Below are 26,763 nucleotides of genomic sequence, written 5' to 3'. Positions count from 1 at the left end.
TCAGGCGGCCCTCTGGAACGGGTAGAAGTCGCCGCCAAGGTCGAGGATCGTCGTCAGGTCGTCCAGCGCCTCGCGGCCTTCGACGATCAGCGACGGGTCGGCCAGGTCGGCCGGGGCCAGGCGGTCGCGATAGCGACGCTCGGCCCAAGCGTTCAGGCGCCCATGCAGGACGGCGTCGAAGCGCTGGGCGGGATTGGTCGCGGCCAGTTCGGCCTCGGTCAGCACCACCCGCAGCCGCAGGCAGGCCGGCCCGCCGCCGTTGCGCATGCTCTGGCGGACGTCGACATACTCCACCCGGCCGATCGGGCCGTTCGAGCTGGCCAGCCCCTGGGCGGCGGCGTGGGCGCGGGGGTTGTCGCGGGTCTCGCCGGGCGCCAGCAGCACCAAGCGGTCCTCGCCCGGCAGGACCAGGAGCTGGGAGTTGAACAGATAGCTCTTCACCAGATCGTCCATCGGCAGGTCGGCCTCGCTGATCTCGACGAAGACCGGTTCGAACAGGCCGTCGGCGGCGCGGCGGATGTCGGCCTCCATCGCCGCGCGGTCCTCGAACGCGCGCTCGTGGAACAGCAGGCACTCACGCGTGCCGACGCAGACCACGTCGTTGTGGAACGCCCCGCCGTCGATCGCCGCCCGGCCCTGGCGGGCGAAGACGCCGCGCGCCGCGCCATGTCGACGCTCGACCGCCTCGAAGGCCTCGCGGGTCTGGCGGGCGGGATAGCGGCCGTCCCAATGCTCCCAGGCCTCGCGCCCCCAGACGAACAGGTTCACGCCGGCCTCGCCATGGTCGGCGCACAGCCGCACATGGTTGGCCGCGCCCTCGTCGGCGAAGTGCGGCTGGGCCGGCAGCGTGTCGTGCACGGCGAACCGGGCCTTGTCCGGGAACAGTCGGCGAAGGCCGCGCGCGGTCTGCGGCCCTTCGAGGCTGCGATGCAGGTTGGTCAGCAGGTTGGCCGGGGTGAAGTGGATGCGGCCGTCGCCCGTGTCGGCGCTGGGCGTGACCGTCGCGGCGTTGGCGGCCCACATCGGCGAGGCCGAGCAGGCCGCCGCCGCCAGGGCCGGCGCGTCCTTCCAGGCCGTTTCCAGCACCTGGGCGTCGGAGCCGGTGAAGCCGATCGACCGCAGCAGGGCCAGATCCGGCCGTTCGTGCGGCGGCAGCACGAACTGCGGCACGCCCCAGTCGGCCAGCTTGCGCATCTTGGTCAGGCCCTCCAGCACCGCGGCGCGCGGATTGGAGACCTCGCCGGCGTTGGCCTGGCTGGCAATGTTGCCCGGCGACAGACCAACATAGGAGTGGGTCGGCCCGACCAGGCCGTCGCAGTTGGCCTCGACCGCGCGTGATGTCATTCGCGCAGGCCCTTGATATCGCCCAGCGTATTGGCCACGCCCTGCGCCTCGAAACTGGCCACCGGATAGGCGCAGTAGTCGGCGGCGTAGTAGGCGCTGGGCCGGTGGTTGCCGGAGCTGCCCAGGCCCCCGAACGGCATGGTCCCGGCCGCGCCGGTGGTCGGGCGATTCCAGTTGACGACCCCCGCCCGGATCCGCTTCAGGAAATGGTCCCAATGGGCTGTTTCATTGGAGATCAGCCCCGCCGAGAGGCCGTAACGCGTGGCGTTGGCGGCGGCGATCGCCTCGTCGAACGAGCCCACGCGACGCACCTGCAGCAGGGGGGCGAACAGTTCCTCGTCCGGCACGGTCTCACCGGTCACGTCGACCAGGCCCGGCGAGACGAACGCCCCGCTCAGACCGTCTACGGCCGTCATGGCGCGTACCGCCTTGCCGGGCATGGCCCGGGCGCTGGCCAGAGCCATGGCGGCCGCCCGGTTCGAGATCAGTGGCCCCATGAAGGGCTCCTCGCCGCCATTCCATGGGCCGATCACAAGGCGCTCGGACAGGGCCGCCACAGCGTCGATCACCGCCCGCCCCGCCGCGTCGTCCGAAACGATCGCCCGCCGGGCGCAGGAGCAGCGCTGGCCGGTGGTGATGAAGGCCGACTGCACGACCAGGGCCGCCACGGCCTCGGCGTCGCCGGCGTCCCAGACCACCAGCGGATTGTTGCCGCCCAGCTCCAGGGCCAGGATCACGTCCGGCCGGTCGGCGAAATGGCGGCGGAAGACGGCGCCGGCGGCGGCCGAACCGGTGAACAGCAGGCCGTCGATCTCCTGGTCGATCAGGACCTGACCGACCTCGCGCCCGCCCTGGACCAGGTTGACGACGCCGGGCGGAACGCCGGCCGCCTCCAGCGCCTCGACCAGTAGCTGGCCGGCCAGGGGCGTCTCCTCCGACGGCTTGAACACCACCGTGTCGCCGGCCAGCAGGGCCGGCACGATATGGCCGTTGGGCAGGTGGCCCGGGAAGTTGAACGGCCCCAGCACCGCCATCACCCCGTGCGGCCGGTGGCGCAGCACCGCCCGGCCGAAGACCATGGCGTTTTCGTGCTCGCCGGTGCGTTCCTCATAGGCCTTGATCGAGGCGTCGACCTTGCCCGCCATCGAGCCCAACTCGGCCTTGGTCTCCCACAGCGCCTTACCGGTCTCGCGGCTCAGGGCCTCGGCGAAGGTCGTCGTGCGGGCGACCAGCACATCTTTGTAGCGGCGCAGGACCGCGATCCGCTCTTCGCGCGGCAGGTCGGCCCAGGCCGGGAACGCCTTGCGGGCCGCCGCGACCGCCGCCGCCACGTCGGCCGGACCGGCCGCGGCCTGGTGCCAGATGACCTCGCCGGTGGCCGGATCGACCGAAACCGCTTCCGCTCCGGCGCCGACGCGCCAGACCCCGTCGATGAACACGCCGCCGCTCATGCCTTCACCCGCACCATCTCGCCTTCGCTCACGCCCAGGGCCGCCGCCGCGTCGCGGCCGATGATCGCCGTCTCGCCGTCGATCAGCACCGGGGCCCGCACCGCCCGGAAGCTGGCGACCGCGCCCGAGGAGATCAGGGCCTCCTCGCCATAGGCGTCCTCGCCCAGCCGCACGCGCAATCGCCGCCCCTCGCGCACGGTCTTGATGTCGTCGCGCCGCGCCGCCACGGTCGGACCGGCGTCGAAGATGTCGACCAGGCCCGAGAACCGGAAGCCCTCGGCCTCCAGCATGGCTCGGGCCGCCTCGCCCTCGCGGTGCACCCGGCCCAGGGTCTCCGACGCGGCCGACGGCAGCAGTTCGACATAGATGGGGTGGCGTGGCGCCAGGTCGAGGATGAACTGGCCGTCGGTGGAGGCGCTCATCCGGTCGGCCTCGTCGAACTCCAAGCGGAAGAACTTGCTGGCCACATGGTCCCAGAACGGACAGCCGCCATCCTCGTCGAACCAGCCACGCAGCTCGGCCAGCACCATCTCAGCGAAGCGCTGCGGCTCCAGGCCGATCAGCATGTAGCGCGACTGGGCCAGCAGTCGCCCCGCCCCGCCCTTGCGGCGCTCGGGCTTGAGGAACAGCGAACCCACCTCCGACCAGCCGGCGCATTCGTTGACCAGCACCAGGGCCCGGTGGTCGAAGCGCTTGTCCAGGGTGGGCGAGGACTGGGCCAGGGTCACGACCCGGAACGAGAAGTGCGGCCGCTTCAGGCCGACCCCCGCCTTGATCCCGGCCACCCCGACGATGTCGCCGGCCTCGAGATCCTCGAGCATCAGAGTGTACCAGGCCTCGGGCGCGGCGACCTCGGAATGGAAGCTGGCCTGGGACAGGGCCAGGCGCGAGCGCAGGGTCTGCTCGTCGGCCGGCAGGCTGGTGAAGCCACGGCCCGACAGTACGGCCAACTCCATCAGGTTGTCGAAATCGGCGGGCAGCGCGGGACGGACGACGAGCATGCTTAGACGGTCTCCGCGAGGTCGGTCATGGCGGCGCGCAGGGCCAGACCGTCGATCTCGCCGCTGGCCAGTTTCATCAGGATCAGGGCCGACAGCTGGGCGCGCTCGACGAAGCTGTCGGGCCAGGCGTGCTCGGCCTCGCTGTGGATGTCGCCGCCGCGCACGCCCAGGGTGTCGACATTGGGCAGGCCCGAGGCGAACAGGTTGTTGCCCTCGCAGACCCCGCCGGATGGCTTCCAGGCGATGTCCTGGCCCAGCAGCGCGCCTACGTCCTTCACCGCCCCGAACAGGCGTTGCTGGGCGGCGTTGAACGGCTTGGCGCCGCGAGTGATCCGGCCATGGAGGTGGGCGTGCAGCCCGTCGCCGGTCGCGGCGACGATCCTCTCGACCTCGCGTTCGAACCAGGCGGCGTCCTCGGCGGCGGGAAAGCGGACATTGAACCGCACCACGGCCACGTCAGGCACCATGTTCAGCGGCGAACCGCCGTCGATCTTGGCGATGTTGCAGGTCACCCCTTCGCGCAGGCCGTTCAGGGCGTGCAGGGCCTGAGCGATCCGGGCGGCCTCCATCACAGCGTTACGACCGGCGGCGAAGTCGCGCCCGGCGTGGGCGGCCTTGCCGTGGACGACGATATGGAAATTGCCCGAACCCTTGCGGGCGCTGGCCAGGGCGCCGTCGGCCAGGGCCGGTTCGTAGGTCAGGCCCACATGCCCAAGGTGGGCGAACTGCGCCAGGATCGGGGCCGAGGCGACCGAGCCGATCTCCTCGTCCGGCGACAGCAGCACGCGATAGCCGAGCTTGTGGGCCAGCGGATGGCGCTCGAAGGCCTCCAGCGCCGCCAGCATCACCGAGATCCCGCCCTTCATGTCGGCGATCCCCGGACCGTGCAGCGCGCCGTCGGGGCGCGTCGTGACCGTCTGGAAGCCGGAGGTCTCGGGATAAACGGTGTCGTAGTGGCCGGTCAGCACGACCTGGACCGGCGCTTCGGGCCGCACGACCACGGCGATCGCCGCCGGATGCGCCTGCTCGCCGACGCGACCGTCGGCCCCGACCTCGGGCGAGGCGCCCAGCGGGATGTCGGTCGGCGCGGCCGGCAGGTTTCCGAAGGCGTCGAGCAAGACTTGCCGCTGGCGCTCGAGGCCGGCCAGGTGCCGGCTTCCCGAGTTGATGGCGCACCAGGCGACCGCGCGATCGATGATCAGCGGGCCCTGGCCAGCCAGATGTCGCAGAACGGCGCGATCCTCGTCGTTGAGTCGCATGAATCCACTGTCTCCCTCAGTTCAAACTAAACCAAGGGCCGCGGACAATTCGTGCTTCCTCGAACCCGGAAACCGGTCGCCCGCGCAACAGCCTTGCTCCGAACAAGGTCCGCCCCGCGGCCAAGCCTGGGTCGGGATCCGGATCGGTCGCCGCGTGCGTCCGCCTCCGGGATCCGAAGGCCGCTGGCGGAGCGGCCTAGTTGTAGTCCTTTCTCCAGCGGACCGAAAGCTGGGCGTCGCCCTGGCTGCCGATCTTGGACACCAGAGACAGGGCCCGGCGCACGCGCCATTCGACCTGGGCCGAGGTGCCTTCGCGTCCGCCACCGATGATCTCGACATAGACGTCGTCAGTCACGTACTTGCCGCCGGAGACGGTCATGCCCGTGGCGCTCTCGGCGAACGACAGGCGGTCCAGCCCGGCCAGGCTGCGCAGGTTGCCGATCACGTCGAAGCCGCCGCCGCCGGCCAGGGCGGCCAGGGCCGAGGCCAGCTGCGCCGCCTCGATCGGGGTCAGGTTGGCGGCCGACGAGCCGAACAGCACCTGCGACAGCACCTCGTCCTGCGGCAGTTCGGGCTTGGAGGTCAGGGTGATCTCCGGCTTGGCGGCGGTGCCCTGCACCCTGACCACGGCCGTCAGGGCCGGGTCTTCGCGGGTGGCGGTCAGGTCCAGGCGGATGCGGTCCAGCTGGGTGGCCAGGCGCACCGTGCCGTTCTGGTCGAACTCGAAGCGCTTGCCGGCGAAATCGTACTCGCCGCGCACCATCCGCGCCTCGCCGTCCAGGACCGGGCTGTTGGTGGAGCCGCCGACATGGGCGTTCAGCGACAGTTCGACGTCCAGCCCCCGGCCGCGCACGAAGATCCGGCGCGGCGCGGTCAGGGTGACGTCCAGCAGCATGCCGCTGCCCGGAACGACCTTTCGGGCTTCGACGCCCTGGTCCATCTCGTCCGGCCGGTTGCGTTCGATGACATCCATCGAGACCACGCCGGCCGGCGTCTTGGTCTGGGCCGAGACGTCGGCGCGGTCGATGACCAGGGCGCCCGCCATCTTGACCTTGCCGTCGGCGCCGCGATTGACCGTGGTCTGGCCGCTGGCCGTGGCCGAGGCCAGTTCGTTGTCGATGACCCGGAAGCCCTTCAGGTCCAGCTTGAAGCTGCCCAGGCCACCTCGGGCCAGGCTGATCCGGCCCGAGCCCGACATCGCGCCACCCTGGCCGTCGTTGGCCGAGACCTGGCTGACGTCGATGGCGTTGTCGGCCAGGGCCAGGCGCACGATCACGTCGCGCAGGCTCAGGCCCGTCTGGCCGTCGTCGACTCGGCCGCCCTCCAGGCTGGCCCGGCCGGTCAGGCGCGGATCGGCCAGGGTCCCGGCCAGTTCGCCCTCGGCGTCGATCTTGCCCGACACGCTGCGTTCGGAACTGCCCAGCAGGTCCCACAACGGCTTGATCTCGCCCTGGGCGGTGAACTGGCCGCGCACCGCACGCTGGCGATTGATCGCCAGGTGGAACGGCTTGGCCGAGGCCTCGGTCGGCAGCGTGACCTCGGCCTTGGCCTGCAGGCCCTGGGTGGTCGTGCTGCTGGCGTTGATGGTCATGGTGTTGTCGCGCAGCACGCCGCGGATCTGCGCGTTCAGCGCGCGGTCGGTGCGAGGGCCTCGCTCGCGGGCCCCGATCAGGTTGGCGTCGAAGTCGCCGGTCAGGGTGGGGCCCGAGCCGCTGAGCGACAGGTGCGCGTCGACCTTGCCGGCCATGTCGGGATTGATCGCGGTGAGGCTGACCCCGGTCAGCTGGGCGCGCAGCGTGGCCAGGTCGCCGCCGACGTCGGCGTCGAGATCGGCCGCGCCGTCGCCGACCGAAAGGCGCAGGCGGGCGTTGGTCCGCGGTCCACCGAACCGGATCTGGGCGGTCTCGCGGGTCTTGATCTCGGTCCTCGCCATCGCGCCGGCCGCGTCGAGCGCCAGCAGGTATTCCGCGTCCGACTGTGTCAGCACGCCCGAGCCGTTGAGCTTCCAGCGCCCCGAGGGGGCCTCGCCTCGTGCGTCGATCGTCAGCGGCAGGCGGGCCATCGGACCCGCGGCCTTGACGGCCGCGTGCCGGACCTTCCACGCCCCGCCGACGATGTCGTCGGCGGCCAAATCGAGCTGGGCCACGGGCCCCGCCGGGCCGTCGGTGATCTTGGCCGTGCCGGCGACGCGACCCTGGGTCAGGAAGGCCCCGGGCCCGACGGCCACCACCAGGTCGGCGGTGGCCGGCCGGCCGCTGCGCAGCGACACCGCGCCCTTAGCCTTGGCGCCACCGGCGTCGACATCGAGGTCGGACAGCTCCAGCCCGCCCGGCGCGAAACTGAAGGCCGCGCGCCCCTTGGTTGGACCGTACTGGCTGCCGGCCGCGATCGAGGCCACGCCGTCGCCGCCGTCCGGTCGCTTGGCGAAGGACAGCACCACATGGGCGTCCTTCAACGGCAGGCGCGGCACGTCGATCGAGTCAAAGTCGGCGATCAGGTCGGCCTTCGGGGCCGTCAGCGTCCCGGTCACCGCGCCCGTGCCCTTGGCCTTGCCGGCGACCTCGACGGGGCCGGCGATGAATGGGCCGGTGGCCGTCCAGTCCAGCTTGAAGCCCAAAGCCGCCGCGGGACCGAGCACGCCCGAGGCGTGCACAGACGCGGCCGTCCCGTCCAGCTTGGCGTCGGCGACCGACAGCCGCTCGTTGGCCCAGGACGCCCGGGCGTTCAGCCGCGGGGTCTTGCCCAGCAGGCGATCCAACTCGGGCAGACCCGTGGCGAAATTGCCCCCGCGCGCATCGACGGTCAGTATCCACGGCTTGTCGACGCCCTGGCTGGCCGACCATTTGGCGGTCGCCTGCCCAGCCATGCCGGCGCGCACCGGGGCCAGGGAGGCGACCTTCGCCTCGCCCTTGAACGACAGATCGCCCAGGACGCCCCGTTCGCCCTCCGCCACGACGGTCAGGTTCGGGGCCTGGACCTTGGCTGAGCGGATCAGGAAGCGGCCGTCCTTCAGCTTCGCGCCCTCGAACTGGGCCGACGGCGCGCGACCCAGCACGGCCAGAAGCCCCTGCCCGCCGCCGCCTTCGCTGGTGGCCGCGCCCTTGAGGCTCAGTTCACCTCGTTTCCAGCCAACGGTAACCGGTCCCCTGACCCGGGCGAGGCGGTAGCCCAGCAGAGAGATGTCTCGAACGTCCACGCGACCGTCGATCAGCAGGCCGTCGCCGGTCAGGTGCAGGACCCCGTCCGCAACGCCGGCCCCCATGGTCGGCAGCGGCGTCAGGCGCGAGAGGTTGCCGACCTTGGCGCTGAAGGCCAGGCCGGCCGGCGCGGTGATCCGCTTGCCCAGGTCGGCCGGTCCGTGGGCGGTCAAGCTGAGGTTCTGGCTGTCGATCTTCAGGTCGAGATCGCTGAACGCCCCGGCCTTGCGCCCGACGATCGAGAAGCGGGCGTCGGCCCCGAACATCTTCTCCTCGCGGTCGGTCAGGGTGGAAGCGGCCAGGTCGACATGGCCCGTCGCCGAACCGCCTTGCGGCGTCCAGGCCCCGCCGGCCTTCAGCGGCGTGGCGTCGCCGGACCGCGCCAGGACGGTGAAGGCGCCCTGGCTCGTGGTGCCGTGCGCCTTGGCGTTCAGGTCGAAGGGCCGGTCGGGTGACAGGCCCATCGCCCCGGCCAGAGCCCCGCCGTTGGCTTCCTGGGCCTCGGCGTCGAGCAGCAGGGTCTGGTCGCGTCCCAGGTCGAAGACCAGCTTCAGGTGATCGCCGACATGCGTGCGGCTCGAGGCTCGCAGGGCGCCCTTCTGGCCGCCCTGCCGCTCGGACTCATAGTCGCCGCTCAGGTCGAAGTCGCCGGCCTGACGGCTGAACTCCGGACGGGTGACCAGCCGCAGGGCCACGCGATCCAGGTCCACCGACAGCGGCGCGGCGCTGGACTTGCCTTTCGGTGTCAGGGTCGGACGGCGCAGGACCACGACCTGGCGGGCCGTGATCTCATCGGCATGGAAGCGACGGTAGAATAGCTCGGCCGGGCGCCAATCGACATAGAGGTCGGCGGCGTCAAGCCAGACGCCCTTCTCGTCGCTGATCGTCAGGCGGCGAACGCCGAACGCGCTCCAGATGTCGCCGGTCAGGCCTTCGATCTTCAGCCGGCCCATGCGCCCCAGCTTCAGCCCGCTGGTGCGCGCCTCCAGGAAGGCGCGGCCCTGCGGGGTAATGGCCCCGAACCGCACGCCGCCCAGCAACACCGCGACCAGCACCACCAGGCTGACCGAGACAATGATGATCAGGCCCGGCCAGCCGATCCTGCGCGCGACCTTGGTCGCGGTCTCGGCGACGGCTTCCGGAATGTCCTCGGGCGGTGGCCCGCCAGGCGGTTTTTGGGCGTCGGTCAAAAGGCCTGCCCGATGCTGATATAGACCTGGAACGCCGGATCGCCCGATCGCCGGCTGACCGGCATGGCGATGTCGGCCCGGATCGGTCCGAAACCCAGGTCGTAGCGGACGCCCACGCCTACGCCGACCCCGAAATCGTCGCCGTTGGGCCACTTGTCGACCCCGACGGCGCCGGCGTCGATGAAGGCCACCGCCCCCCAAGTGTTGGTGAACTTGTGGCGCAGCTCGAGCGAGCTTTCCAGCAGCGACAGGCCGCCTTGCGGCGTGCTGGTGTTATCGATCCTCGGCCCGATGGCTTGATAGGAAAAGCCGCGCACAGACCCGCCGCCGCCGGCGTAGAAGCGCCTGGAGGCCGGCACCTCCGGCATGGTGCCGCCCAGGATCTGCCCGGCCTTGATCCGGCCTGCCAGCACGGTGCGCGCGCCGTCGCCGAACGGCAGATAGGCCGTGCTCTGGGCCTGGACCTTCATGAAGGCCATGGTCAGGTCGCCGGTGATCGCGGTGGGCTCGGCCCGCACGTCCAGCCGCCAGCCCTTGGTGGGGTCCAGCACGCTGTCGGACCGGTCCCAGGCCTGGGCTCCCAGCAGGGTGAAGGTGGCGAAGTTCTGCCTGACGTCGGCGGTCACACCGTTGGTGGTGGTCGGCGAATCGATCTGCGAGACGTCCAGCGAGACGCCGTAGGTACGGTAGATGGTCGGCTGGAGCCGCCGGGTCAGGTCCGCGCCGATATGGGCGCCGGTTTCGGTATAGGCGTCGGTGTTGTCGCGGAAGATGGCGGTGTTGAGCTTCAGGGTCTGCTGGCTGCGTCGCCAGTGCGGCAGGGCCAGCTCGGCCTCCAGCCGGCTGTCCAGCTTGGCCAGCCGCGCCGTCAGGGTGGTGGTGTCGGCCCGGTGAAGGCGATTGTAGCGGATCCACTTGGCGTCGACGCCCGGTCCGTCGGTGCTGGAATAGCTGGCGCCCAGTTCGATCGTCTTGGCCTTGCGGTCGGCCAGGGTGACGATCACCGGCCGCAGGCCATCGGCCAGCGCCTTGTCCTTGGGGGCCAGCGAGACCGAGACCGTGTCGTAGACGCCGGTGTCGCGCAGCCGGCGCTCCAGCTCGGCGATGTCGTCGGGCTCGTAGATGTCGCCCGACTTCCAGGGCGCCAGGTGCTGCACCCAGGCGGGTTTGGACCGGCCCTGCGTCACGACCTGGATGCCGTCGACATGGGTCAGGTCGCCGGCCGCGATGTGAAAGGTCGGGCGCAGCGTGTGGTCGGCGTGGTCGACGACCACTTCGCGCGGTTCGGCCGCGGCGTCGGCATAGCCCAGCTGCTGCACCTGGGAGATCACGCGCCCCTCGGCCGCCAGCACGTCGGCGGCCCGGCCCGGCGCGCCCGGCGTCAACCGGATCACGCTCTGCGCCCGCTGAGCGACGCCTTCGTCCGGCGGAGCCCCGCTCCAGGCCAGCCTGGGATCGGCGATCACGAAGACCGGACCGGGGGTGATCTTGAGAATCGCGCGGGGCGGATCGGCTTCGGAGACGTCGGGTTCGACGACATAGCCGTAGTAGCCTTCCGAGCGCAGCACGGCGACCGCCTCGTCTCCGGCGTCCCGGGCCCGGCGGCGGGCTTCGGAGCGGCTGCGCGCGGGTTGCTTGGCCTCGGTCATGGCGCGCTGGATCGCCTCGCGCAGCGCACGGTCCTCGACGCCGGTGATGGTGGCCGCGGGCTCGGCCGCATTGGCATGGCCAGCGACCATCAAGGTCGCGGCGGTCATGCCAAGGGCAAATCTCTTACGCACCAAGCCTTCCAGTTCCCGCGCAGCGCCCCGAACCCCCTGTAATCGCCCCCCCGCCGGCTGTCACGCGGTGAAATGTAACCAAACGCTCCCGGCCATGATCCGACGCGCGTCAGAGCGGCGCCCAAATGTTGGGCAGGGCCGCACATTTCGTCATCGCGGCAAGAAAAGCACCGCTTGCGCCCTTCGCGCGTTCTAGGCTGGATCGGGACGCGCCGCCTCACTGCGGCGCGAAGGGCGGACAAAGTGGACACGGGCGTGGCGGCGAAAATCCAGGACATCGACGATACTCCCACCTTGCCGATGACCGGGGCGGCCTATCTGCCCGGCGCGGCCTATGACGAGATGATCGCCCCCGGCGGCGACGTGCGGGCCCATTACGCGGCCCTGCAGAGCCGGATCTCCACCCTCGGCGCCGGCGAACTGGCCGACCGCCAGCGGATGCTGGAACGTTCGTTCCTGCTGCAAGGCATCACCTTCACCGTCTATGGGGCCGACAGCGCCACCGAGCGGATCATCCCGACCGACCTGTTCCCGCGCATCCTGCCGGCCCAGGAATGGGCCAAGATCGAGGCCGGCCTGACCCAGCGCCTGCAGGCGCTGAACATGTTCCTGGCCGACATCTACGGCGAGCAGCAGATCCTGATGGACGGGGTGGTGCCGCGCGAACTGGTGCTGGGCGCGCCCTCGTACCGTCGCGAGATGCAGAACCTCTATGTGCCGCACAAGGCCTACGCCAACGTCTGCGGCAGCGACCTGATTCGCGGCCAGGACGGCGAGTTCGCCGTGCTGGAGGACAATCTGCGGGTGCCGTCCGGCGTGTCCTACATGCTGGCCAACCGCGACGCCTCCAAGCGGACCTTCCCCGGCGCCTATCGCGAGGCGGGCGTGCGGCCGGTCGAGCGCTATCCCGACCTGCTGCTGGCGACGCTGAAGAGCATGAGCGCAGACTGGCGGCCCAATCCGCAGGTCGTGGTGTTGACCCCCGGCGTCTACAACTCGGCCTATTACGAGCACGCCTATCTGGCGCGGCTGATGGGCGTGCCGCTGGTCGAGGGCCGCGACCTCGTGGTCCATGACAACATGGTCTACATGCGCACCACCACGGGCCTGCGCCGGGTGGACGTGATCTATCGCCGGGTGGACGACGACTTCATCGACCCCCTCACCTTCCGGCGCGACTCCTCGCTGGGCGCGGCGGGCCTGTTCAACGCCTACCGGGCCGGCAACGTGGTGATGTGCAACGCGCCAGGCACCGGCGTCGCCGACGACAAGGCCGTCTACGCCTTCGTGCCAGACATCATCCGCTATTACCTCGGCGAGGACGCCATCCTGCCGAACATCGAAACCTTCCTGTGCCGCGAACCGGCCCAGTTGAGCCATGTCCTGAACAATCTCGACAAGCTGGTGGTCAAGGCGGTGGGCGCCTCGGGCGGCTACGGCATGCTGGTGGGGCCCCACGCCTCGGCCCGCGAACGCTCGGAGTTCGCCGACGCCCTGAAGGCCGATCCGGCCAACTACATCGCCCAGCCGACCATCCAGCTGTCGACCGCGCCCTGCCTGGTGGACGGCCGCATCGAGCCGCGCCACGTCGACCTGCGCCCTTTCATCCTGTCGGGCGAGAAGACCGTGGTCACGCCCGGCGCCCTGACCCGCGTGGCGCTGAAGCGCGGCTCGCTGGTGGTCAATTCCAGCCAGGGCGGCGGCAGCAAGGACACCTGGGTGCTGGCCGAGGAGAACGGTCACAACGGCAATGGCCACAACGGCCACGAAAAGGGAGCCGGCCAATGATGCTCGCGCCCTTCTTTGACAAGGAGTCGCTCGCATGATGCTCGCTCGGGTCGCCGACAGCCTCTACTGGCTGGGCCGCTACATCGAGCGGGCCGAACACCTGTCGCGCCTGTCGACGGTGATGCTCAACGCCACGCTCGACCAGACCGACACCGGGGCCGAGGCCGTGCGCATCGCCTTGTCGGCGGTTGGCGAGACCGACCTGACCGCCGGCGCGTTCGAGGCGGCCAAGGGCCTGGTCCTGGACCGCTCGGATCCCAACTCGGTGGTCTCGTCGCTGTCGCGGGCCCGGGAGAACGCCCGCCAGGTCCGCGACCAGATCACCACCGAGACCTGGGAGCGGCTGAACCTTCTGTACCTGAAGGTCATCGACCGCAACGCCGGCCGCGAGTTCGCCGACAATTCGGTGACCTTCCTGCACGACATCATCGCCGACGTGCACCTGTTCAAGGGCGCGGCCGACACCACCATGAGCCATGGCGAGAGCTGGCGCTTCATGATGGTGGGCATGTACCTGGAGCGGGCCCAGCTGATCGCCGGCCTGCTGGAGGCTTGCTTCGCTGAGGACAGCCCCAAGGTCAACGATCACCTCGCCCTGGTCAGCCTGCTGCGGATGGGCTGCGCGCTGGAGCCCTATCTGCGGGTCTACACCGCCGAGATCGAGCCGCGGCACATCCTGGAGTTCATGGTCTTCGACGAGGACTTCCCCCGCTCGATCCGTTTCGCCACCAGCCAGATCGAAAAGCACCTCAGCGAGCTGGCCCGGCACGTCGAGGCCACCGGCCGCGCGGCGCCCGAACGGCTGGCCGGCCGGCTGAAGGCGCGGCTGGAGTTCGCCGATGTCGGCGAGCTGGAGAGCCAGGGCGCCGGCGAATTGCTGACCACCGTCGCCAACGAATGCGCCCGCATCCACCTGGCGATCTACGAGACCTTCGTCGCCTACCCCCTTGAAATGCGCCTGCCTGCTTAGGACGAACGCCTGTGCTTCTCGAGATCCGCCACGTCACCCAGTACCATTACGAGCGGCCCGTCCGCGAAAGCCTGATGGAGCTGTGGATGCAGCCCCAGAAAGGCGCGCGCCAGCGGCTGGTCAGCTTCGAGCTGGACATCGAGCCCGCCGCCCAGATCTTCTCCTACGCCGACAGCTTCGGTAACGCCGTCTACCATTTCGACGTGCCTCAGCCGCACGACGGCCTGACGATCATCGCCCGCTCGGCCGTTGAGACCGAACCGGTGCACGAATGGCCCCAACCATTGGACATGGGTGAATGGGAGCGGCTGAAGAGCGCCTTCGTGAAGGGCGAGTGCTTCGATTACCTGCAGCCGCATGGCTTCGTGCACCTGACGCCCGCCCTGGAGACCTTCATCGCCGAGCACGACCTGGACGCCCTGCGCCGGCGCGACCCGTTCTCGGCGGTCCAGGCCCTGTGCGACACGATCTATAAGGCCTTCGAGTACCAGCCGGGAGTCACCGACGCCGACAGCCCGATCGACCTGGCGCTGAGCGCCGGCCGCGGGGTCTGCCAGGACTTCGCCCACATCATGCTGGCTGTCTGCCGCGCCTGGGGCATCCCGGCCCGCTACGTCTCCGGCTATCTGTTCACCGACCGTGAGGCCGGCGACCGTTCCGACCCCGACGCCACCCACGCCTGGGTCGAGGTGTTCCTGCCCAGCTACCGCTGGGTGGGCTTCGACCCGACCAACAATGTCATGGCCGGCGAGCGCCACGTGGCCGTGGCCGTGGGCCGGGACTACGGCGACGTCACCCCGTCGCGCGGCGTCTACAAGGGGGATTCGGAGAGCCACCTGGCGGTCGGCGTCTCGGTGCGCCGGGCCCGGGCGGCGGTGGCAGAGCCGGAATTCCTGCGCCTGCCCCGTCCCTCGGCCCCGTTCGGCTCGGCCAACCGCCGCCGGGCCAGCGCCGACGCCATCCGCGAACAGCAGCAACGCCAGCAGCAGCAGCAGTAAGGACCCGCCTCTTAAGCCGCGAAGACGTGGGTGCGGCGGGCCGAGAGCTTGATCTCGCCGCTGAACTCGGCGGCCTCGTCGCGGGCGGCGCAGATCTCGATCCGGCGGCCGTCGGGCAAGGCGGCATCGACATTGGCCAGCGGTCCCTGGATCACCACCCGCTCGACCTTGGCCGCGAAGCCCCCGGCGTCCAGCACCAGGTCATGCGGCCGCACGAAGGCGATGGCCGCGCCGTCGGCGGCGTCCGGGGCCGGCAGCACGACGGTTCCAGCGGTGAAGCGCTTGCCCGAAACGGCTCCCTCGAAGCGGTTGGCCTCGCCCACGAAGCCGCAGACGAACGGCGTGGCCGGATTGTCGTGCACCTCGTGCGGCGTGCCGATCTGCTCGATGCGGCCGGCGTTGAGGATCGCCACGCGATCGGCCAGCTCCAGCGCCTCTTCCTGGTCGTGGGTGACGAAGATGGTGGTGACGCCGGTGGCGTCGTGCACCCGGCGCAGTTCCTTGCGCAGCGACTTGCGGACGGTTGCGTCCAGGGCGCCGAACGGCTCGTCCAGCAGCAGCACGCTGGGCTGCACGGCCAGGGCGCGCGACAGGGCCACGCGCTGGCGCTGGCCGCCCGACAGCTGCGAGGGGTAGCGCTTGCCCAGCCCCTCCAGCTCGACCAGCTTCAGCAGCTCGTCGACCCGCCGGGCGATCTCGGCCTTGGGCGGCTTGTCCCGGCCCTTTCGCACGTCCAGGCCGAAGGCGATGTTGCGGGCCACGGTCATGTGCTTGAACAGCGCGTACTGCTGGAACACGAAGCCGACGCGGCGGGCGGCCGCCGAGGCGAAGGTCACGTCCTGGCCCGCGAACAGCACCTGGCCGGCGTCGGGGAACTCCAGGCCGGCGATGGTGCGCAGCAGGGTCGTCTTGCCCGAGCCCGACGGGCCCAGCAGCGCCACGAGCTCGCCGTCGGCGATCTCCAGGTCGACGCTGTTCAGGGCCGGATAGCGCCCGAACTTCTTTTCGACGGAACGGATGGAAATGGTCATGGGAGCGTCTTCGTTCCGGTCATCTAGTGGCCGCCGCCGCGCTTGACGTCGGGTTGGGCGATCTCGAGCAGGCTCTTGAGCACCAGGGTCACGATCGCCAGCAGGCAGAGCAAGGCGGCGACGGCGAAGGCGGCGACGAAGTCGTACTCGTTGTACAGGATCTCCACGTGCAGCGGCATGGTGTTGGTCAGGCCGCGGATGTGACCGCTGACCACCGAGACCGCGCCGAACTCGCCCATGGCCCGGGCGTTGCACAGCAGCACGCCGTACAGCAGGCCCCAGCGCACGTTGGGGGCGGTCACCCGCCAGAAGGTGTAGAGGCCGGAGGCCCCCATCGAGACGGCGGCCTCCTCCTCCGACACGCCCTGCTCCTGCATCAGCGGGATCAGCTCGCGGGCGATGAATGGGAAGGTCACGAAGATCGTCGCCAGCACGATGCCGGGCACGGCGAAGATGATCTTGATGTCGTGGTCGATCAGGTGCTCGCCGAACCAGCCCTGCAGGCCGAAGACCAGCACGTAGATCAAGCCCGCCACCACCGGCGACACCGAGAACGGCAGGTCGATCAGGGTGATCAGCAGGGGCTTGCCGGGAAAGTCGTGCTTGGCGATGGCCCAGGCGGCGCACAGGCCGAACAGGGCGTTGAACGGCACGGTGATCCCCGCCGTGATCAGGGTCAGCTTGATCGCGGCCCAGGCGTCGGGCGTGGTGATCGCGTCCAGCGCCGGCCCCAGGCCCTTGCGCAGGGCCTCGGCGAACACCGCGACCAGAGGCAGGATCAGGACCAGGCCCAGGAAGAGCAGGACTAGGCCGACGACCACGATCTTGGCCCACAGCGGATCGTCGGTCGGATGGCGGAAGTTGGCCCTGGTCGGGACGGCCATCAGACGAACCTCCGCGACCAGGCCTGGATGGCGTTGATCACCAGCAGCATCAGGAACGAGACGCCCAGCATGACCAGGGCGATGGCCGCGGCGTTGGCGTATTCGAATTGCTCCAGCTGGATGATGATCAGCAGCGGCGCGATCTCGGACTTGTAGGGCATGTTGCCGGCGATGAAGATCACCGAGCCGTACTCGCCGACCCCGCGGGCGAAGGCCAGGGCGAAGCCGGTCAGCCAGGCCGGGCCCAGGGCCGGCAGGATGATCCGGCCGATGGTGGCGAAGCGGCCCGCGCCCAGGCTGGCGGCGGCTTCCTCGACGTCGGCCGAGAGGTCGCGCATCACCGGCTCCAGGGTGCGGACCACGAACGGCAGGCCGATGAAGATCAGGGCGATGGTGACGCCGATCGGGTTATAGGCCGCCTTGATCCCCAGCGGGGTCAGGTATTGCCCCACCCAGCCGTTGGGGGCGTACAGCGTGGCCAGGGCGATGCCGGCCACGGCCGTGGGCAGGGCGAACGGCAGATCGACCAGGGCGTTGACCACGGCCTTGCCGGGGAACTCGTAGCGCACCAGGGCCCAGGTGGTCAGCACCCCGAACACCCCGTTGATCACCGCCGCCACGAAGGCCGCGCCGAAGGTCAGCCGATAGGCCGCCATCGCCCGTTCCGAGAAGGCGGCGGCGACGAACTGGGCCGGCGACAGGGCCGAGGCCTTGATGGCCACCGCCGACAGCGGGATCAGCACGATCAGCGACAGGATCGTCAGGGTCACGCCCAACGTCAGGCCGAAGCCCGGAATCGCCGAGCGCCGGCGAAACAGCGGCCGGCGCGGGGCGGGCGTCTTGTTCGCCGAAGAGGGCGGTGCGGAGATCGTTTCGGCGGTCATCGGGTGATCGTCGTCCAGCATCCGCGTCGGGCCCCTGGAAGGAGCCATGAAAACAGGAACGCGCCAAGCCGCCAAATGGCGAAAGGCGCTGTGAAGCTGGGCGGCTTAAATCCCTACACGGCCAGTCGGGTCAATTGAGATCGTCGAGGGGGGAGGACAGAAAAACTGTGGAGGCAAAGCCGTGCGGCGATCACTTGCCCCCTACGGACCGCTTCGCGGTCGTCTTCCCCCCAGAGGGGGAAGAGCGCTCCGCCCCCTCTGGGGGCGGACAGACCGCGCAGCGGTCAGGTGGGAGCAAGTGGGTGTGATCTCACGCGGAACCCCGCTGAGCTAATGGGAAGGGTGCGAAGCGCCCGGGCCTCGCCCGGAATAGCTTTGATGTTTGTACCGTTTCGACGAAGTTCAGGCGCTTCGCGTGGAGCCGTTATCCGGAAGCCTTCGGGTCGCGGATTTTTAACCCGCTCCGATGGAGGCCCCCGACGGGCGGAGCATTGGCGTGCTCCGGACCGCACGGGCGATTTCAGCCCATGCCTGCTGGCCAGATCCGCCTATCCGGGCGCCGGAGTTTCGTCGCGACTGAGGCGAACCTGCTCCGAACCAGCCTGGACGCTTCCGAAGAAGCACGGCGGACAAGGCCTTCCCGCTCGTCCACCCCTGAAAGCCGCATCGGTCGCCGTACGTGCGCCCTCCCCGTGCCTTCAGGTGGGAGCATTATGGGACAGGCTGGAAACCCAAGGATCGGAAACGTGCGTTTTCCTCCAAGGCTTTGATTTTTTTCGATGTTGTTTCGATGATCGCGGGGATAGACGCGCGAACCATGGACACCGGGTTCATCGCATGGCTGAATCGCGGCCTAGATCGGGGGCTTTCCAGACATGACCGACGCCGCAGTGCAAAGGGGCTTCGAAGCCGCGCGCGTGTTGAAGCACGCCACGACGATCTTCCGGCGCGACGCTTTCAAGATCATGCTGTTTTCAGCGCTTTTCGTCGCCCTGCCCGACCGGGGCATGAACGCCCTGACCGGGGTCTTCAGCAGGCCCGAGACAGGCTACGCCGCCCCGAATACCTGGATCATGCTCTTAGTCAGCCTGCTGGTGTCCATGCTCGGCTCGGTCGCCTTGCAGGCGGCGATCTCTCGCAGCGCCCTGAGCGGGCTGGAAGGCCCCCACGCGGCCGGCGCCGCGTCGTTCGGCGGCCCCCGCGACTACCTGACCCTGCTGGCGCTCGGCGTCGTCACCAGCCTGGGAATCCTGGGAGGATTCGTCCTGCTGGTCATTCCCGGCGTCATCCTCTCCCTGGCGTGGATGGTGGTGGTTCCGGCCATGGTGACCGAACGCCTGGGCGTATGGGACGCGATCCGACGCAGCAACAGGCTGACGGGTGAGCGGCGCGGCGCGATCTTCGGACTGTCGCTGGCGGTCGGCCTGGTCTGGTTCGTCTTTGCCTGGCTTATCCAACTCGCAGCCAGCGCGGTCGGAAACCCCGTCGTCGACGCGATCGCGGAGCCGACGATGCAGGCCCTGTTAAGCATCGTCAACGCGCTCCTCGCTGTCTCGATCTATTACGAACTGCGCTGGAGCAAGGAAGGCACGCCGGCCGAAAGCCTGGCCGAAGTCTTCGCCTAGCTCTTGTCGAACTTGTCCTTGCGCCGCTTGCCCAGCAGCAGCCGCGACTCCAGGCGGCCGCGCAGGGCGGCGTAGTAGGCGGCCAGGAAGTCGCCGTCCGACTCGTCGGGCGCGGCGCTCCAGCCGATCTTCAGGCGGATGCGGGCGGCGACCAGGGCGATCGTCTTGGTCTCGTAGCGGCGCAGCACGTCCTCCAGCACGTGCAGTTCCTTGACTCCATAGGCGTCGAGCTGGGCCATGGTGAACTTGAAGCGTCCGACCGAAGGCCGCGAGGTCTCCACCAGGTCCGGCGCCAACTTGCGGGTCGGGGCCTTGACCACCCAGGTGCCGGCCACCAGGTCGCCCACCCGCAGGCGGTCGCGGTTGAACAGCGGGAACAGCATGAAGACCGCGCACCACGTCAGGCCGGCCAGGCTGATCCACGCCCCGACCTGGTCGCCCTGCACGGCCAGGAAGCTGATGGGCAGGTAGAGCTCGATCTCGCGCATGGCGTTGCGGGCGAAGATGGCGTCGGCGGTCAGGCGGCCGCCGTTGCGGGCCGCCACGCGCAGGCCCATGGCCCGCTTGCCCGGCGTGGCCGCGCCGGGCGTCAGTTCGAACAGCACGAAATAGAGGTTGCGCAGCACGAAGAAGACCAGCACCGCCACCGTGCCGATCACCTCCCCGCCCTTGCCCTTGGAGCCGATCATCGCCAGCCCCGCCAGCAGGGCGAAGGCGATCAGCGCGGCCACCATGATCAGCAGGTCGATCAGCAGGGCCGAAGCGCGCTCGCCCGCGTCGCCCAGGCGCAGCTTCAGGTCGACGCCCTCGGGCGTGACCAGCGAACGGGCCCGGCGGTCGTCGCCGGTCGTCGGGTCGCCGGTCGCCACCGTCGCGACGGTCTTGGGTTTCTTCCGCGCCGCCTTCATCCGACGACGCTCCGGCGGCGCGGCAGGTAGAGGTAGGCGGGCCAGGCGACCAGGGTGGCCAGGCCGATCCCGTAGCGGGCGAAGTCGTTCTGGATCACCTGCCGTCCGACGCCCTCCAGAATCCCGGCGCAGAACAGCATGACCACGACCCCGCCCATCAGGGTGGCCGACTGCAGTCCCGCCTGGGCCATGGCCGCCGGCCGGCTGAGGTCGCCCGGGAAGGCCAGGGTCCAGCCGATCCGCAGGCCCGCCGCCCCGGCCAGGATCACCGCCGAGATCTCGGTCACCCCGTGGATCGCCAGCCAGCCGCCAGCCTCGAAACCCAGGCCCTTCATGCCGAACGCCGCCAGGAAGGCCCCCAGCATCGCGCCGTTGTAGGCCATCAGCATCGAGGTCGGCAGGCAGAAGGCGAAGCCCAGGGCGAAGGCGAAGATCGCCACGCCGGAATTGTGGGTGAACAGGAAGGCGGCGAACACCGACAGGCCCTTGTGCTCGCCGTGGTCGTAGAGCGTGGCCCGCATGGCCTCGACAGAGGCCGTCGGCCCGCGCCCGCCCGCCAGGTCGCCCGGCACGAAGGCGCTGAACCAGTCGGGATCGTGCAGGGTCAGGAAATAGGCCGCCAGCACCCCGACCAGGGTCAGCAGGAAGCTGGCCAGGGTCTCGCGCCACAGCGCCTTGGCGGCGTCCGGCCAGGCATGGCCGAAGAAGCCGCCCAACCGCTCGACGAAGTTGGACCGCGTGCCGTAGACCAGGAAATAGGCCCGGGTGCTCAGGCTCTCCAGATAGTCGACCAGCCCCTGGTCCAGCGAGGTGGCGCGGGCCACCGACAGCGAGGACAGGGCCTGGCGGTACAGCACCGGCAGGGCCAGCAGTTCCTCGTCGCTGAGCGCCTTGGCCGAGCCCTTGCCGACCTTGGTCAGCAGCTTCTCCAGCCGCCGCCAGTCGTCCTCGCGCTCGGCCCGGAAGCGGTAGCTCTTCAGGTGCAGCTCGGCCATCAGAGCAGGTCCCGGCGCTTGAGGTCCAGATAGCTCGCCAGCAGGGCCGGCCCGACCTGGTCGGCCGGCGCCTCGACGATCTCCACGCCCATGCGGCGCAGGCGGGTCACCACCACGTCGCGCTCGCGCAGCAGCGAGGCGGCGACCACGGCGCGCGAGACGTCGTCGGCGCTCTCGGGGGCCTTGCGCTCGATGGCCTCCAGCTCCTCGTCGCGCATCATCACGAACAGCACCAGGTGCTGGCGCAGCAGGCGGCCGACGTTCTCGAGCATCAGCTCGGCGCTGGTGGAGTCGGCGATGTCGGTGAACACCACGATCAGCGAGCGCCGCGACAGCTGGCCCGACAGCTGGGTCAGGCCCAGGGTGTAGTTAGTCTCCTCGGTCGAATAGTCGATCTTCGAGGCCAGGCGCTGCAGGGCGCCGAAGGCGTTGGGGCCCGAGGTGACGCCGCTGGAGACATTGGGGCGGGCGTCGAAGCCGAACAGCCCGACCTTGTCGCCCATCTTCAGGCCCACATAGGCCAGCAGCAGGGTGGCGTTCAAGGCGTGGTCCAGGCGCGGCCGGCCCAGCAGCGACTGGCTCATCAGCCGGCCGGTGTCGATGGCCGCCACGATGTGGTGGTTGCGCTCGACGTGGAACTCCTTGGCCAGCAGCGCGCCGTGGCGGGCCGACTGCTTCCAGTCGATGGCCCGGCGGTTCATGCCGGGGCGGAAATCGGTCAGGGCGTGGAAGTCGCTGCCGCCCCCAATGTCCAGCTGCAGGCGATGGCCGACCGACGGGTCGCGCGAGAACAGCCGCAGGGCCTCCTCCTTGACGGCGGCGATGTCCAAGGTGACGGGGATCACCTTGTCCAGGGCGTCGTCGCGCTGCTTCCAGGTCAGGCCCAGCGGACCGCGCCAGCGGGCCGAGACGCGGTGCACCCTGCCCTCCCCGCGCCGGACGGCGGTCAGACTCAGCGGCAGGGCGGCCTGGCGCTCGCGGGTGCGAGCGCGGCCATGGGCCGGCTCGGCCGACAGCCGGTCGTCCAGGTCGATGGCGAACTCCACGCTCCCCGGCGCGACGCCGCGCGGGAACGAGGCCTGCAGCAGGGCCGGTTTGGTCGCGCCGCTGGCCATCGAGCCGGGGGCTGTCAGGCTCAGCTGCATCCGGCGGCGGCCGGGCGCCAGCAGGGCGTCGACGAACAGCAGGGCCGCGACCAGGGCGATCCAGGCCGGCCCCACCAGCCACAGCCGCGCCGAGACGAGCGCCGCCGCCAGGGCCAGGGGCGCGCCCAGGACCATCAGGAAGATCGCTCTGGCCGTGGGATAGATCCGCACGTTCCGCCCCTAGCCCGCCCAGTTCGCCACGGGGTTCATCGCGGGGCCTCGACCTGGTCGACCAGGCCGCGCACCACGTCGTCGACCTTGCGGCCCTCGATCTCGGCGGCCGGCGACAGGATCACCCGGTGGCGCAGGGCCGGCAGGGCCAGCGCCTTGACGTCGTCGGGGATCACGTAGTCGCGGCCTTCCAGGGCGGCGCGGGCCCGGGCGGCGACGGCCAGCATGGCCGCGCAGCGCGGCGAGGCCCCGCCCGACAGCTCGCCGGTGTCGCGGGTGGCCCGCACCACGCCGACGATGTAGCGGACGATGTCGTCGGTCAGGCGCACGGAGGCCACCGCGGCCACGGCTTCGCCGATCGTGGCCGTGTCGCCGGCCGTCTCGACGCCGAACGCTTCGGGCGACGGCTGGCCGGTGCGGCCGCCGTGGCTGGCGACGATGGCGGTCTCCTCGGCCAGGCTGGGATAGGCCAGCACGTGCTTGAACAGGAAGCGGTCCAGCTGGGCCTCGGGCAGCGGATAGGTGCCCTGCTGCTCCAGGGGGTTCTGGGTGGCCACCACCATGAACCGGTCGCTGAGCGCGTGGCGCTCGCCGTCCAGGGTGACGTTGCGCTCCTGCATGGCTTCCAGCAGGGCCGCCTGGGTCTTTGGCGGGGTGCGGTTGATCTCGTCGGCCAGCAGCAGCTCGCAGAAGATCGGCCCCTTGACCAGGGTGAAGGCGCTGGTCTGGAAGTTGAACAGGTTGGCGCCCAGGATGTCGCCCGGCATCAGGTCGGGCGTGAACTGGATGCGGCCGAACGCCAGGTTCACCGCCTGGGCGAAGCACTGGGCCAGGAAGGTCTTGGCCGTGCCGGGCGGGCCTTCCAGCAGCACGTGACCGCCGGCGAACAGGGCCGTCAGCATCAGGTCGATGGTGTCGTTCTGGCCCACGACGGCCTTGGCCGTCTGGGCGCGGATCCTGCCGGCGAGCGCCTGCACCTCAGCGACGTTCACGGGTCATCTCCAGTCTCCACTGATGCCATTTGACGGCGACCTTCATCAGGTCGCCCAAGGAACGGACCGTCCGGGTTTCCTCGTCCAGGGCCGAGGCGCTGTCGGCCGCGCCGAAGCGCTGGCCCTGGCGGTCCAGGAAATCGGTCAGGGCCTGGCCCTCCAGGCGCGAACCGCCGTGCCGCGCGCCGCCCAGGGCCCGGACGGCCGCCGCGCGCTGCAGCTCGGCGTAGCGCGGGGCCAGGGCCGGCTCGCGGCGGGCCATGCGGATCAGGCCGGCGGAATTGTCGATCAGGGCGTCCTTGCCCAGGGCCAGGGCCCGCTCGCCGCGCCGCACGGCCCGGAACCGCGCGGCGGCGTGCAGGCCCATCAGCAGGGCCGCCCCGACCAGGCACAGGGTCGCCCCGACGAACGGCGGCTCGAAGGCCAGCTTCAGGAGGCTCTGGGACCGCGCGAAGCCGTTCAGCGTGGCGTCGAAGGCGATGGTCCGGCCGGTGTCGCGCCGATAGATGCCCGACCGGTCGTCACGCAGCGCCCGCAGGATCTCGACACCGGCCCGGGCCGTCCGGACGTCCTTCAGCCCCATGGTGTTCAGAAGGTCCGGGTCGGCCAGGACGTAGGTCTCGGTCGGCGCGCGCCGGGCCAGGACCATCCGGCCCTTGCCGTCGACCAGCACCGGCGTCAGGCCCGGACCGGACAGGGTCTGCAGGTTGCGGATCGGACCGGTTTCCAGCACCAGCCCCTCGGCTGGGCTGTCCGGCGCCCCGATCAGCCTCTGCGGCGCGGCGTCCTTGTCGATCGTGGTCGAGGCCTTGGGAATCCCTATGGCCTTGAGCAGCCCGGCCAGGTCGCGCGGTACGACGGGCTCCAGGCCGCCCACCCAGCCCGGATGGCGCGGATCCAGTCCGCCCGTCCACTTGGGCAGCACCACCAGGGTGCGCGACGATAGCTGGGCGGCCTTGACGTAGGCGTCCCGCGACAGGTTCGACTCCGGCGTGAAGACGATCAGCGCCGGTTCCTCGCGACGCAGGTCGCGGCGGCTGACGATCACCGGCTCGTTCAGATTCCGCAGCAGGCGCACCATGCCGCCATAGCCGATCGCCGACCTCGACAGGGCGTGGGCCCGGCCGTTGTCGCCCGATTGCAGGTCCGGGGCGTAGGTCGACAGCACCACGAAGGCCGAGAAGGCGAAGACCCCGGCCACGATCATGCCCAGCACGACCTTGGGCGAGAACAGCCCTTTGTCGCCGTCGCCTACGACGTCAGTCCGGGTCGTGGTCTCCACCGCGCTCATCGCCAGGCCTCGTTGAAGGCGAAGCCCTCATAGGCCTGGCGGCAGGCGGCGAATTCGTCGGCGCCGACCGGCCGCCCGCCGAAGAAGCTGCGCTCCACCACCCGGGCGATCTGGCTGAAGGTGCGGCGCACCCGCTCGGGCACCCCGTCCAGCTGGGCGATGTCGCGGCTGGTCAGGGCCGGCTTGATCAGGTCCGGGCGCTTGCCCTCGATGTCCTCGATGCTGCGGAACAGGATCAGGTGCACCGCCTCGGCGAAGCGGCCGGCGGCGGCCAGCCGGTCGGCGTCCTCCAGCAGGGTCCGGGCCTTGGCGGCGCTGGGCCGCCAGGCCTCGTCGCCCAGGACGGGACCCTTGTGCGGCTTCAGCGACGGCCAGCGCGTGGCGATCAGCTCGCGCCCCAGGAAATAGAGGATGACCGCCGCCCCCAGGATCAGGCAGCCCCAGAAGACATAGGTCAGGTAGGGCGCGGCGGCCCCCAGGGCCTTGCCGACCGCCAGCAGCCAGTCAGGGACGTCGGGCGGCTTGGGCGCGGCGGTCGGCTCGAACTGCAGGTCCTTGCCGCGCAGCAGGGCGTCGTGGGCCCGCGCGAAGGCGTCCGACGCGCCGTCGAGGCCCGGCGACGCCGCGTCGCGATCCACACCAGCCCCCACCGCCACACGCCCGCTCCACATCGCCCCGACGACCACTGCTAGACGATTCAACCTTCAGTGTCGCCTGCAACCGACACGCCCAAACGGCCAGCGTCAAAGCCCTTCTCCTGCCCGAAGAATCGATTCGGCGGGGTGGCTTCGGGGAGACCCGGCGCGGCGGCGCCCTGGTGCGGCGCGCGTCTTTAGGGCGCGGCTCTTGACCAGCCGCCGCCCAGGCCGCCGAAGCGGTGATTTTCGCCAATCATTTCAAAGGGAGGTTGGTGGGCCGGCTGGGATTCGAACCCAGGACCATTCGATTAAAAGTCGAATGCTCTACCACTGAGCTACCGGCCCGCATCGACACGGCGGGAGGCCGGTGGAAGCGGCGCGGACCATAGTCGGGGGCCGCCCAGCTCGCAAGCGCGCTTTCGCTCGGGAGGGGAGATGACGAACGCCGCATCCTGGCGTTAGGCTGGCGCTATGCGCTGTCTCGTGTCTCTCGCCGTCGTCGTTCCCCTGCTGGCCGCCTGCGCGTCCAAGTCGGAGCCCCCGCCGCAGAAGATCCAGACGACCTCGGACGCCAACAAGGACGGGATCACCGGGGCCGCCGGCGCCCCGCTGCGCGACATGAACCTGCTGCGCACCAAGATCCCGCCGGTCCTGCTGGAGGCCATGGCCGATCCCTACGCCCGTCCGCCCGGCAAGAAGATCAGCTGCGAGATCCTGGTCTCGATGGTCGCGCCGCTGGACCTGGCCCTGGGCGAGGACGTCGATCGGCGTCCGCCGGAGGAGAACGAGGACCTCATGGACCGCGGCAAGCGCATGGCCGGCTCGGCGGCCTTCGGCGCCATGGCCAGCGCCGCCCAGGACCTGATCCCGATGCGCGGCTGGGTCCGCAAGCTGAGCGGGGCCGAGAAGCACGACAAGCTGGTGCAGAGCGCCATGGCCTCGGGCGCGATTCGCCGCGCCTATCTGAAGGGCCTGGGCGAGGCGCGCGGCTGCGATCCGCCGGCCACCCCCCAGCACCTGGCCAAGCCCGCCGCGCCGATCGTCGAGAAGCGCTTCCCGTGGATGAAGGACGAGCCCGCCGCCGACACGCCGGTGGTCGAGACGCCCGCCGCCGACGGCTCCGTGGCCGACGCGCCGGCGGTCGCGGCGCCACCGGAACAGCCGACTCCACCGCCGGCCAAGAAGAAGAAAAAGCCGTTCTACAAGATCTGGTAGGGCTC

At 70.3% G+C, this 26,763-nt stretch carries 20 protein-coding genes and 1 tRNA gene; 5 read left to right on the top strand and 16 right to left on the bottom strand.

The features are described 5' to 3' along the window. The 6 genes from astB to ACSQ2G_RS12295 all read right to left on the bottom strand — a co-directional run bounded on the left by astB (position 1) and on the right by ACSQ2G_RS12295 (position 11,199). Positions 1 to 1,344: an N-succinylarginine dihydrolase gene (astB, locus tag ACSQ2G_RS12320; RefSeq protein ID WP_436031203.1), complete on the bottom strand. Its 1,344-nt coding sequence runs from the start codon at positions 1,342 to 1,344 to the stop codon at positions 1 to 3. Then, the gene (astD, locus tag ACSQ2G_RS12315) at positions 1,341 to 2,795 is read right to left on the bottom strand and encodes a succinylglutamate-semialdehyde dehydrogenase (RefSeq protein WP_436031201.1); all 1,455 of its coding nucleotides are present in this window, start codon (positions 2,793 to 2,795) and stop codon (positions 1,341 to 1,343) included. The genes astB and astD overlap by 4 nt, the downstream gene beginning before the upstream one ends. Beyond that, positions 2,792 to 3,796: an arginine N-succinyltransferase gene (locus tag ACSQ2G_RS12310; protein WP_436031200.1), complete on the bottom strand. Its 1,005-nt coding sequence runs from the start codon at positions 3,794 to 3,796 to the stop codon at positions 2,792 to 2,794. Before ACSQ2G_RS12310 ends, astD begins: the two co-directional genes overlap by 4 nt. Positions 3,797 to 3,798: 2 nt before the next feature. Then, complete coding sequence (locus ACSQ2G_RS12305; RefSeq protein WP_436031198.1) at positions 3,799 to 5,055, bottom strand: hydrolase; 1,257 nt, start codon at positions 5,053 to 5,055, stop codon at positions 3,799 to 3,801. 196 nt (positions 5,056 to 5,251) lie between these two features. Then, positions 5,252 to 9,442 (bottom strand): translocation/assembly module TamB domain-containing protein, encoded by a 4,191-nt coding sequence (locus tag ACSQ2G_RS12300; RefSeq protein WP_436031196.1) that lies wholly within the window; start codon positions 9,440 to 9,442, stop codon positions 5,252 to 5,254. Then, complete coding sequence (locus ACSQ2G_RS12295) at positions 9,439 to 11,199, bottom strand: autotransporter assembly complex protein TamA (protein ID WP_436031194.1); 1,761 nt, start codon at positions 11,197 to 11,199, stop codon at positions 9,439 to 9,441. The genes ACSQ2G_RS12300 and ACSQ2G_RS12295 overlap by 4 nt, the downstream gene beginning before the upstream one ends. A 279-nt stretch (positions 11,200 to 11,478) precedes the next feature. Here ACSQ2G_RS12295 and ACSQ2G_RS12290 point away from each other — a divergent pair, with 279 nt between their 5' ends. Genes ACSQ2G_RS12290 through ACSQ2G_RS12280 form a run of 3 tightly spaced genes read left to right on the top strand, consistent with a single transcriptional unit; the run spans position 11,479 to position 14,979 of the window. Next, positions 11,479 to 13,011 carry a circularly permuted type 2 ATP-grasp protein gene (locus ACSQ2G_RS12290; RefSeq protein ID WP_436031192.1) on the top strand — a complete coding sequence of 511 codons (1,533 nt, stop codon included), beginning with the start codon at positions 11,479 to 11,481 and terminating at the stop codon, positions 13,009 to 13,011. 34 nt (positions 13,012 to 13,045) lie between these two features. Beyond that, the gene (locus ACSQ2G_RS12285; protein ID WP_310079032.1) at positions 13,046 to 13,981 is read left to right on the top strand and encodes an alpha-E domain-containing protein; all 936 of its coding nucleotides are present in this window, start codon (positions 13,046 to 13,048) and stop codon (positions 13,979 to 13,981) included. Between the two features lie 11 nt (positions 13,982 to 13,992). After that, complete coding sequence (locus tag ACSQ2G_RS12280) at positions 13,993 to 14,979, top strand: transglutaminase family protein (RefSeq protein ID WP_436031190.1); 987 nt, start codon at positions 13,993 to 13,995, stop codon at positions 14,977 to 14,979. An 11-nt stretch (positions 14,980 to 14,990) separates the two neighbouring features. Here ACSQ2G_RS12280 and ACSQ2G_RS12275 read toward each other — a convergent pair whose 3' ends face one another. The 3 genes from ACSQ2G_RS12275 to cysT are packed head-to-tail and all read right to left on the bottom strand — an operon-like array spanning position 14,991 to position 17,778. After that, complete coding sequence (locus ACSQ2G_RS12275) at positions 14,991 to 16,010, bottom strand: sulfate/molybdate ABC transporter ATP-binding protein (RefSeq protein WP_436031187.1); 1,020 nt, start codon at positions 16,008 to 16,010, stop codon at positions 14,991 to 14,993. Positions 16,011 to 16,033: 23 nt separating this feature from the next. Beyond that, on the bottom strand, positions 16,034 to 16,894 hold the full coding sequence (gene cysW / locus ACSQ2G_RS12270; protein WP_436031185.1) for a sulfate ABC transporter permease subunit CysW: 861 nt from the start codon (positions 16,892 to 16,894) through the stop codon (positions 16,034 to 16,036). Next, the gene (cysT, locus tag ACSQ2G_RS12265; RefSeq protein WP_436031960.1) at positions 16,894 to 17,778 is read right to left on the bottom strand and encodes a sulfate ABC transporter permease subunit CysT; all 885 of its coding nucleotides are present in this window, start codon (positions 17,776 to 17,778) and stop codon (positions 16,894 to 16,896) included. The genes cysW and cysT overlap by 1 nt, the downstream gene beginning before the upstream one ends. An 875-nt stretch (positions 17,779 to 18,653) precedes the next feature. Here cysT and ACSQ2G_RS12260 point away from each other — a divergent pair. Next, positions 18,654 to 19,403, top strand: a complete 750-nt coding sequence (locus ACSQ2G_RS12260; protein ID WP_436031183.1) for a hypothetical protein — start codon at positions 18,654 to 18,656, stop codon at positions 19,401 to 19,403. Here the strand turns inward: ACSQ2G_RS12260 and ACSQ2G_RS12255 are convergent. The 7 genes from ACSQ2G_RS12255 to ACSQ2G_RS12225 form a co-directional block, all read right to left on the bottom strand. Continuing rightward, on the bottom strand, positions 19,400 to 20,311 hold the full coding sequence (locus tag ACSQ2G_RS12255) for an RDD family protein (protein ID WP_436031181.1): 912 nt from the start codon (positions 20,309 to 20,311) through the stop codon (positions 19,400 to 19,402). The two genes, ACSQ2G_RS12260 and ACSQ2G_RS12255, sit on opposite strands and share 4 nt — an antisense overlap. Beyond that, a complete protein-coding gene (locus ACSQ2G_RS12250) occupies positions 20,308 to 21,306 on the bottom strand; it encodes a stage II sporulation protein M (protein ID WP_436031180.1) in 999 nt (332 codons plus the stop codon). The genes ACSQ2G_RS12255 and ACSQ2G_RS12250 overlap by 4 nt, the downstream gene beginning before the upstream one ends. Further along, positions 21,306 to 22,622, bottom strand: a complete 1,317-nt coding sequence (locus tag ACSQ2G_RS12245) for a DUF58 domain-containing protein (protein ID WP_436031178.1) — start codon at positions 22,620 to 22,622, stop codon at positions 21,306 to 21,308. Before ACSQ2G_RS12245 ends, ACSQ2G_RS12250 begins: the two co-directional genes overlap by 1 nt. A gap of 35 nt (positions 22,623 to 22,657) precedes the next feature. Next, a complete protein-coding gene (locus ACSQ2G_RS12240) occupies positions 22,658 to 23,614 on the bottom strand; it encodes an AAA family ATPase (protein ID WP_436031176.1) in 957 nt (318 codons plus the stop codon). Further along, the gene (locus tag ACSQ2G_RS12235) at positions 23,601 to 24,905 is read right to left on the bottom strand and encodes a hypothetical protein (RefSeq protein WP_436031174.1); all 1,305 of its coding nucleotides are present in this window, start codon (positions 24,903 to 24,905) and stop codon (positions 23,601 to 23,603) included. Before ACSQ2G_RS12235 ends, ACSQ2G_RS12240 begins: the two co-directional genes overlap by 14 nt. Continuing rightward, on the bottom strand, positions 24,902 to 25,606 hold the full coding sequence (locus ACSQ2G_RS12230) for a DUF4129 domain-containing protein (RefSeq protein ID WP_436031172.1): 705 nt from the start codon (positions 25,604 to 25,606) through the stop codon (positions 24,902 to 24,904). Before ACSQ2G_RS12230 ends, ACSQ2G_RS12235 begins: the two co-directional genes overlap by 4 nt. A gap of 207 nt (positions 25,607 to 25,813) precedes the next feature. After that, a tRNA-Lys gene (locus ACSQ2G_RS12225) sits at positions 25,814 to 25,888 on the bottom strand. 138 nt (positions 25,889 to 26,026) lie between these two features. On the opposite strand from ACSQ2G_RS12225, the gene ACSQ2G_RS12220 reads away from it, so the two are divergent. Further along, positions 26,027 to 26,758, top strand: a complete 732-nt coding sequence (locus ACSQ2G_RS12220) for a hypothetical protein (protein ID WP_436031170.1) — start codon at positions 26,027 to 26,029, stop codon at positions 26,756 to 26,758. Positions 26,759 to 26,763: the final 5 nt, after the last annotated feature.

The organism is Caulobacter sp. LjRoot300, from assembly GCF_964253875.1.
Taxonomy (GTDB): Bacteria; Pseudomonadota; Alphaproteobacteria; order Caulobacterales; family Caulobacteraceae; genus Caulobacter.
Note: the sequence above shows the minus strand (reverse complement) of the source record. Positions and strands in the feature narration are given on the sequence as shown.

Coding starts and splice junctions, on each gene's coding strand:
- ACSQ2G_RS12310 (WP_436031200.1), bottom strand. CDS start 3,796: ATGCTCGTCGTCCGTCCCGCGCTGCCCGCCGATTTCGACAACCTGATG.
- ACSQ2G_RS12275 (WP_436031187.1), bottom strand. CDS start 16,010: ATGACCATTTCCATCCGTTCCGTCGAAAAGAAGTTCGGGCGCTATCCG.
- cysT (WP_436031960.1), bottom strand. CDS start 17,778: ATGACCGCCGAAACGATCTCCGCACCGCCCTCTTCGGCGAACAAGACG.
- ACSQ2G_RS12295 (WP_436031194.1), bottom strand. CDS start 11,199: ATGACCGCCGCGACCTTGATGGTCGCTGGCCATGCCAATGCGGCCGAG.
- ACSQ2G_RS12260 (WP_436031183.1), top strand. CDS start 18,654: ATGACCGACGCCGCAGTGCAAAGGGGCTTCGAAGCCGCGCGCGTGTTG.
- ACSQ2G_RS12255 (WP_436031181.1), bottom strand. CDS start 20,311: ATGAAGGCGGCGCGGAAGAAACCCAAGACCGTCGCGACGGTGGCGACC.
- ACSQ2G_RS12285 (WP_310079032.1), top strand. CDS start 13,046: ATGATGCTCGCTCGGGTCGCCGACAGCCTCTACTGGCTGGGCCGCTAC.
- cysW (WP_436031185.1), bottom strand. CDS start 16,894: ATGGCCGTCCCGACCAGGGCCAACTTCCGCCATCCGACCGACGATCCG.
- ACSQ2G_RS12250 (WP_436031180.1), bottom strand. CDS start 21,306: ATGGCCGAGCTGCACCTGAAGAGCTACCGCTTCCGGGCCGAGCGCGAG.
- ACSQ2G_RS12235 (WP_436031174.1), bottom strand. CDS start 24,905: ATGAGCGCGGTGGAGACCACGACCCGGACTGACGTCGTAGGCGACGGC.
- astB (WP_436031203.1), bottom strand. CDS start 1,344: ATGACATCACGCGCGGTCGAGGCCAACTGCGACGGCCTGGTCGGGCCG.
- astD (WP_436031201.1), bottom strand. CDS start 2,795: ATGAGCGGCGGCGTGTTCATCGACGGGGTCTGGCGCGTCGGCGCCGGA.
- ACSQ2G_RS12305 (WP_436031198.1), bottom strand. CDS start 5,055: ATGCGACTCAACGACGAGGATCGCGCCGTTCTGCGACATCTGGCTGGC.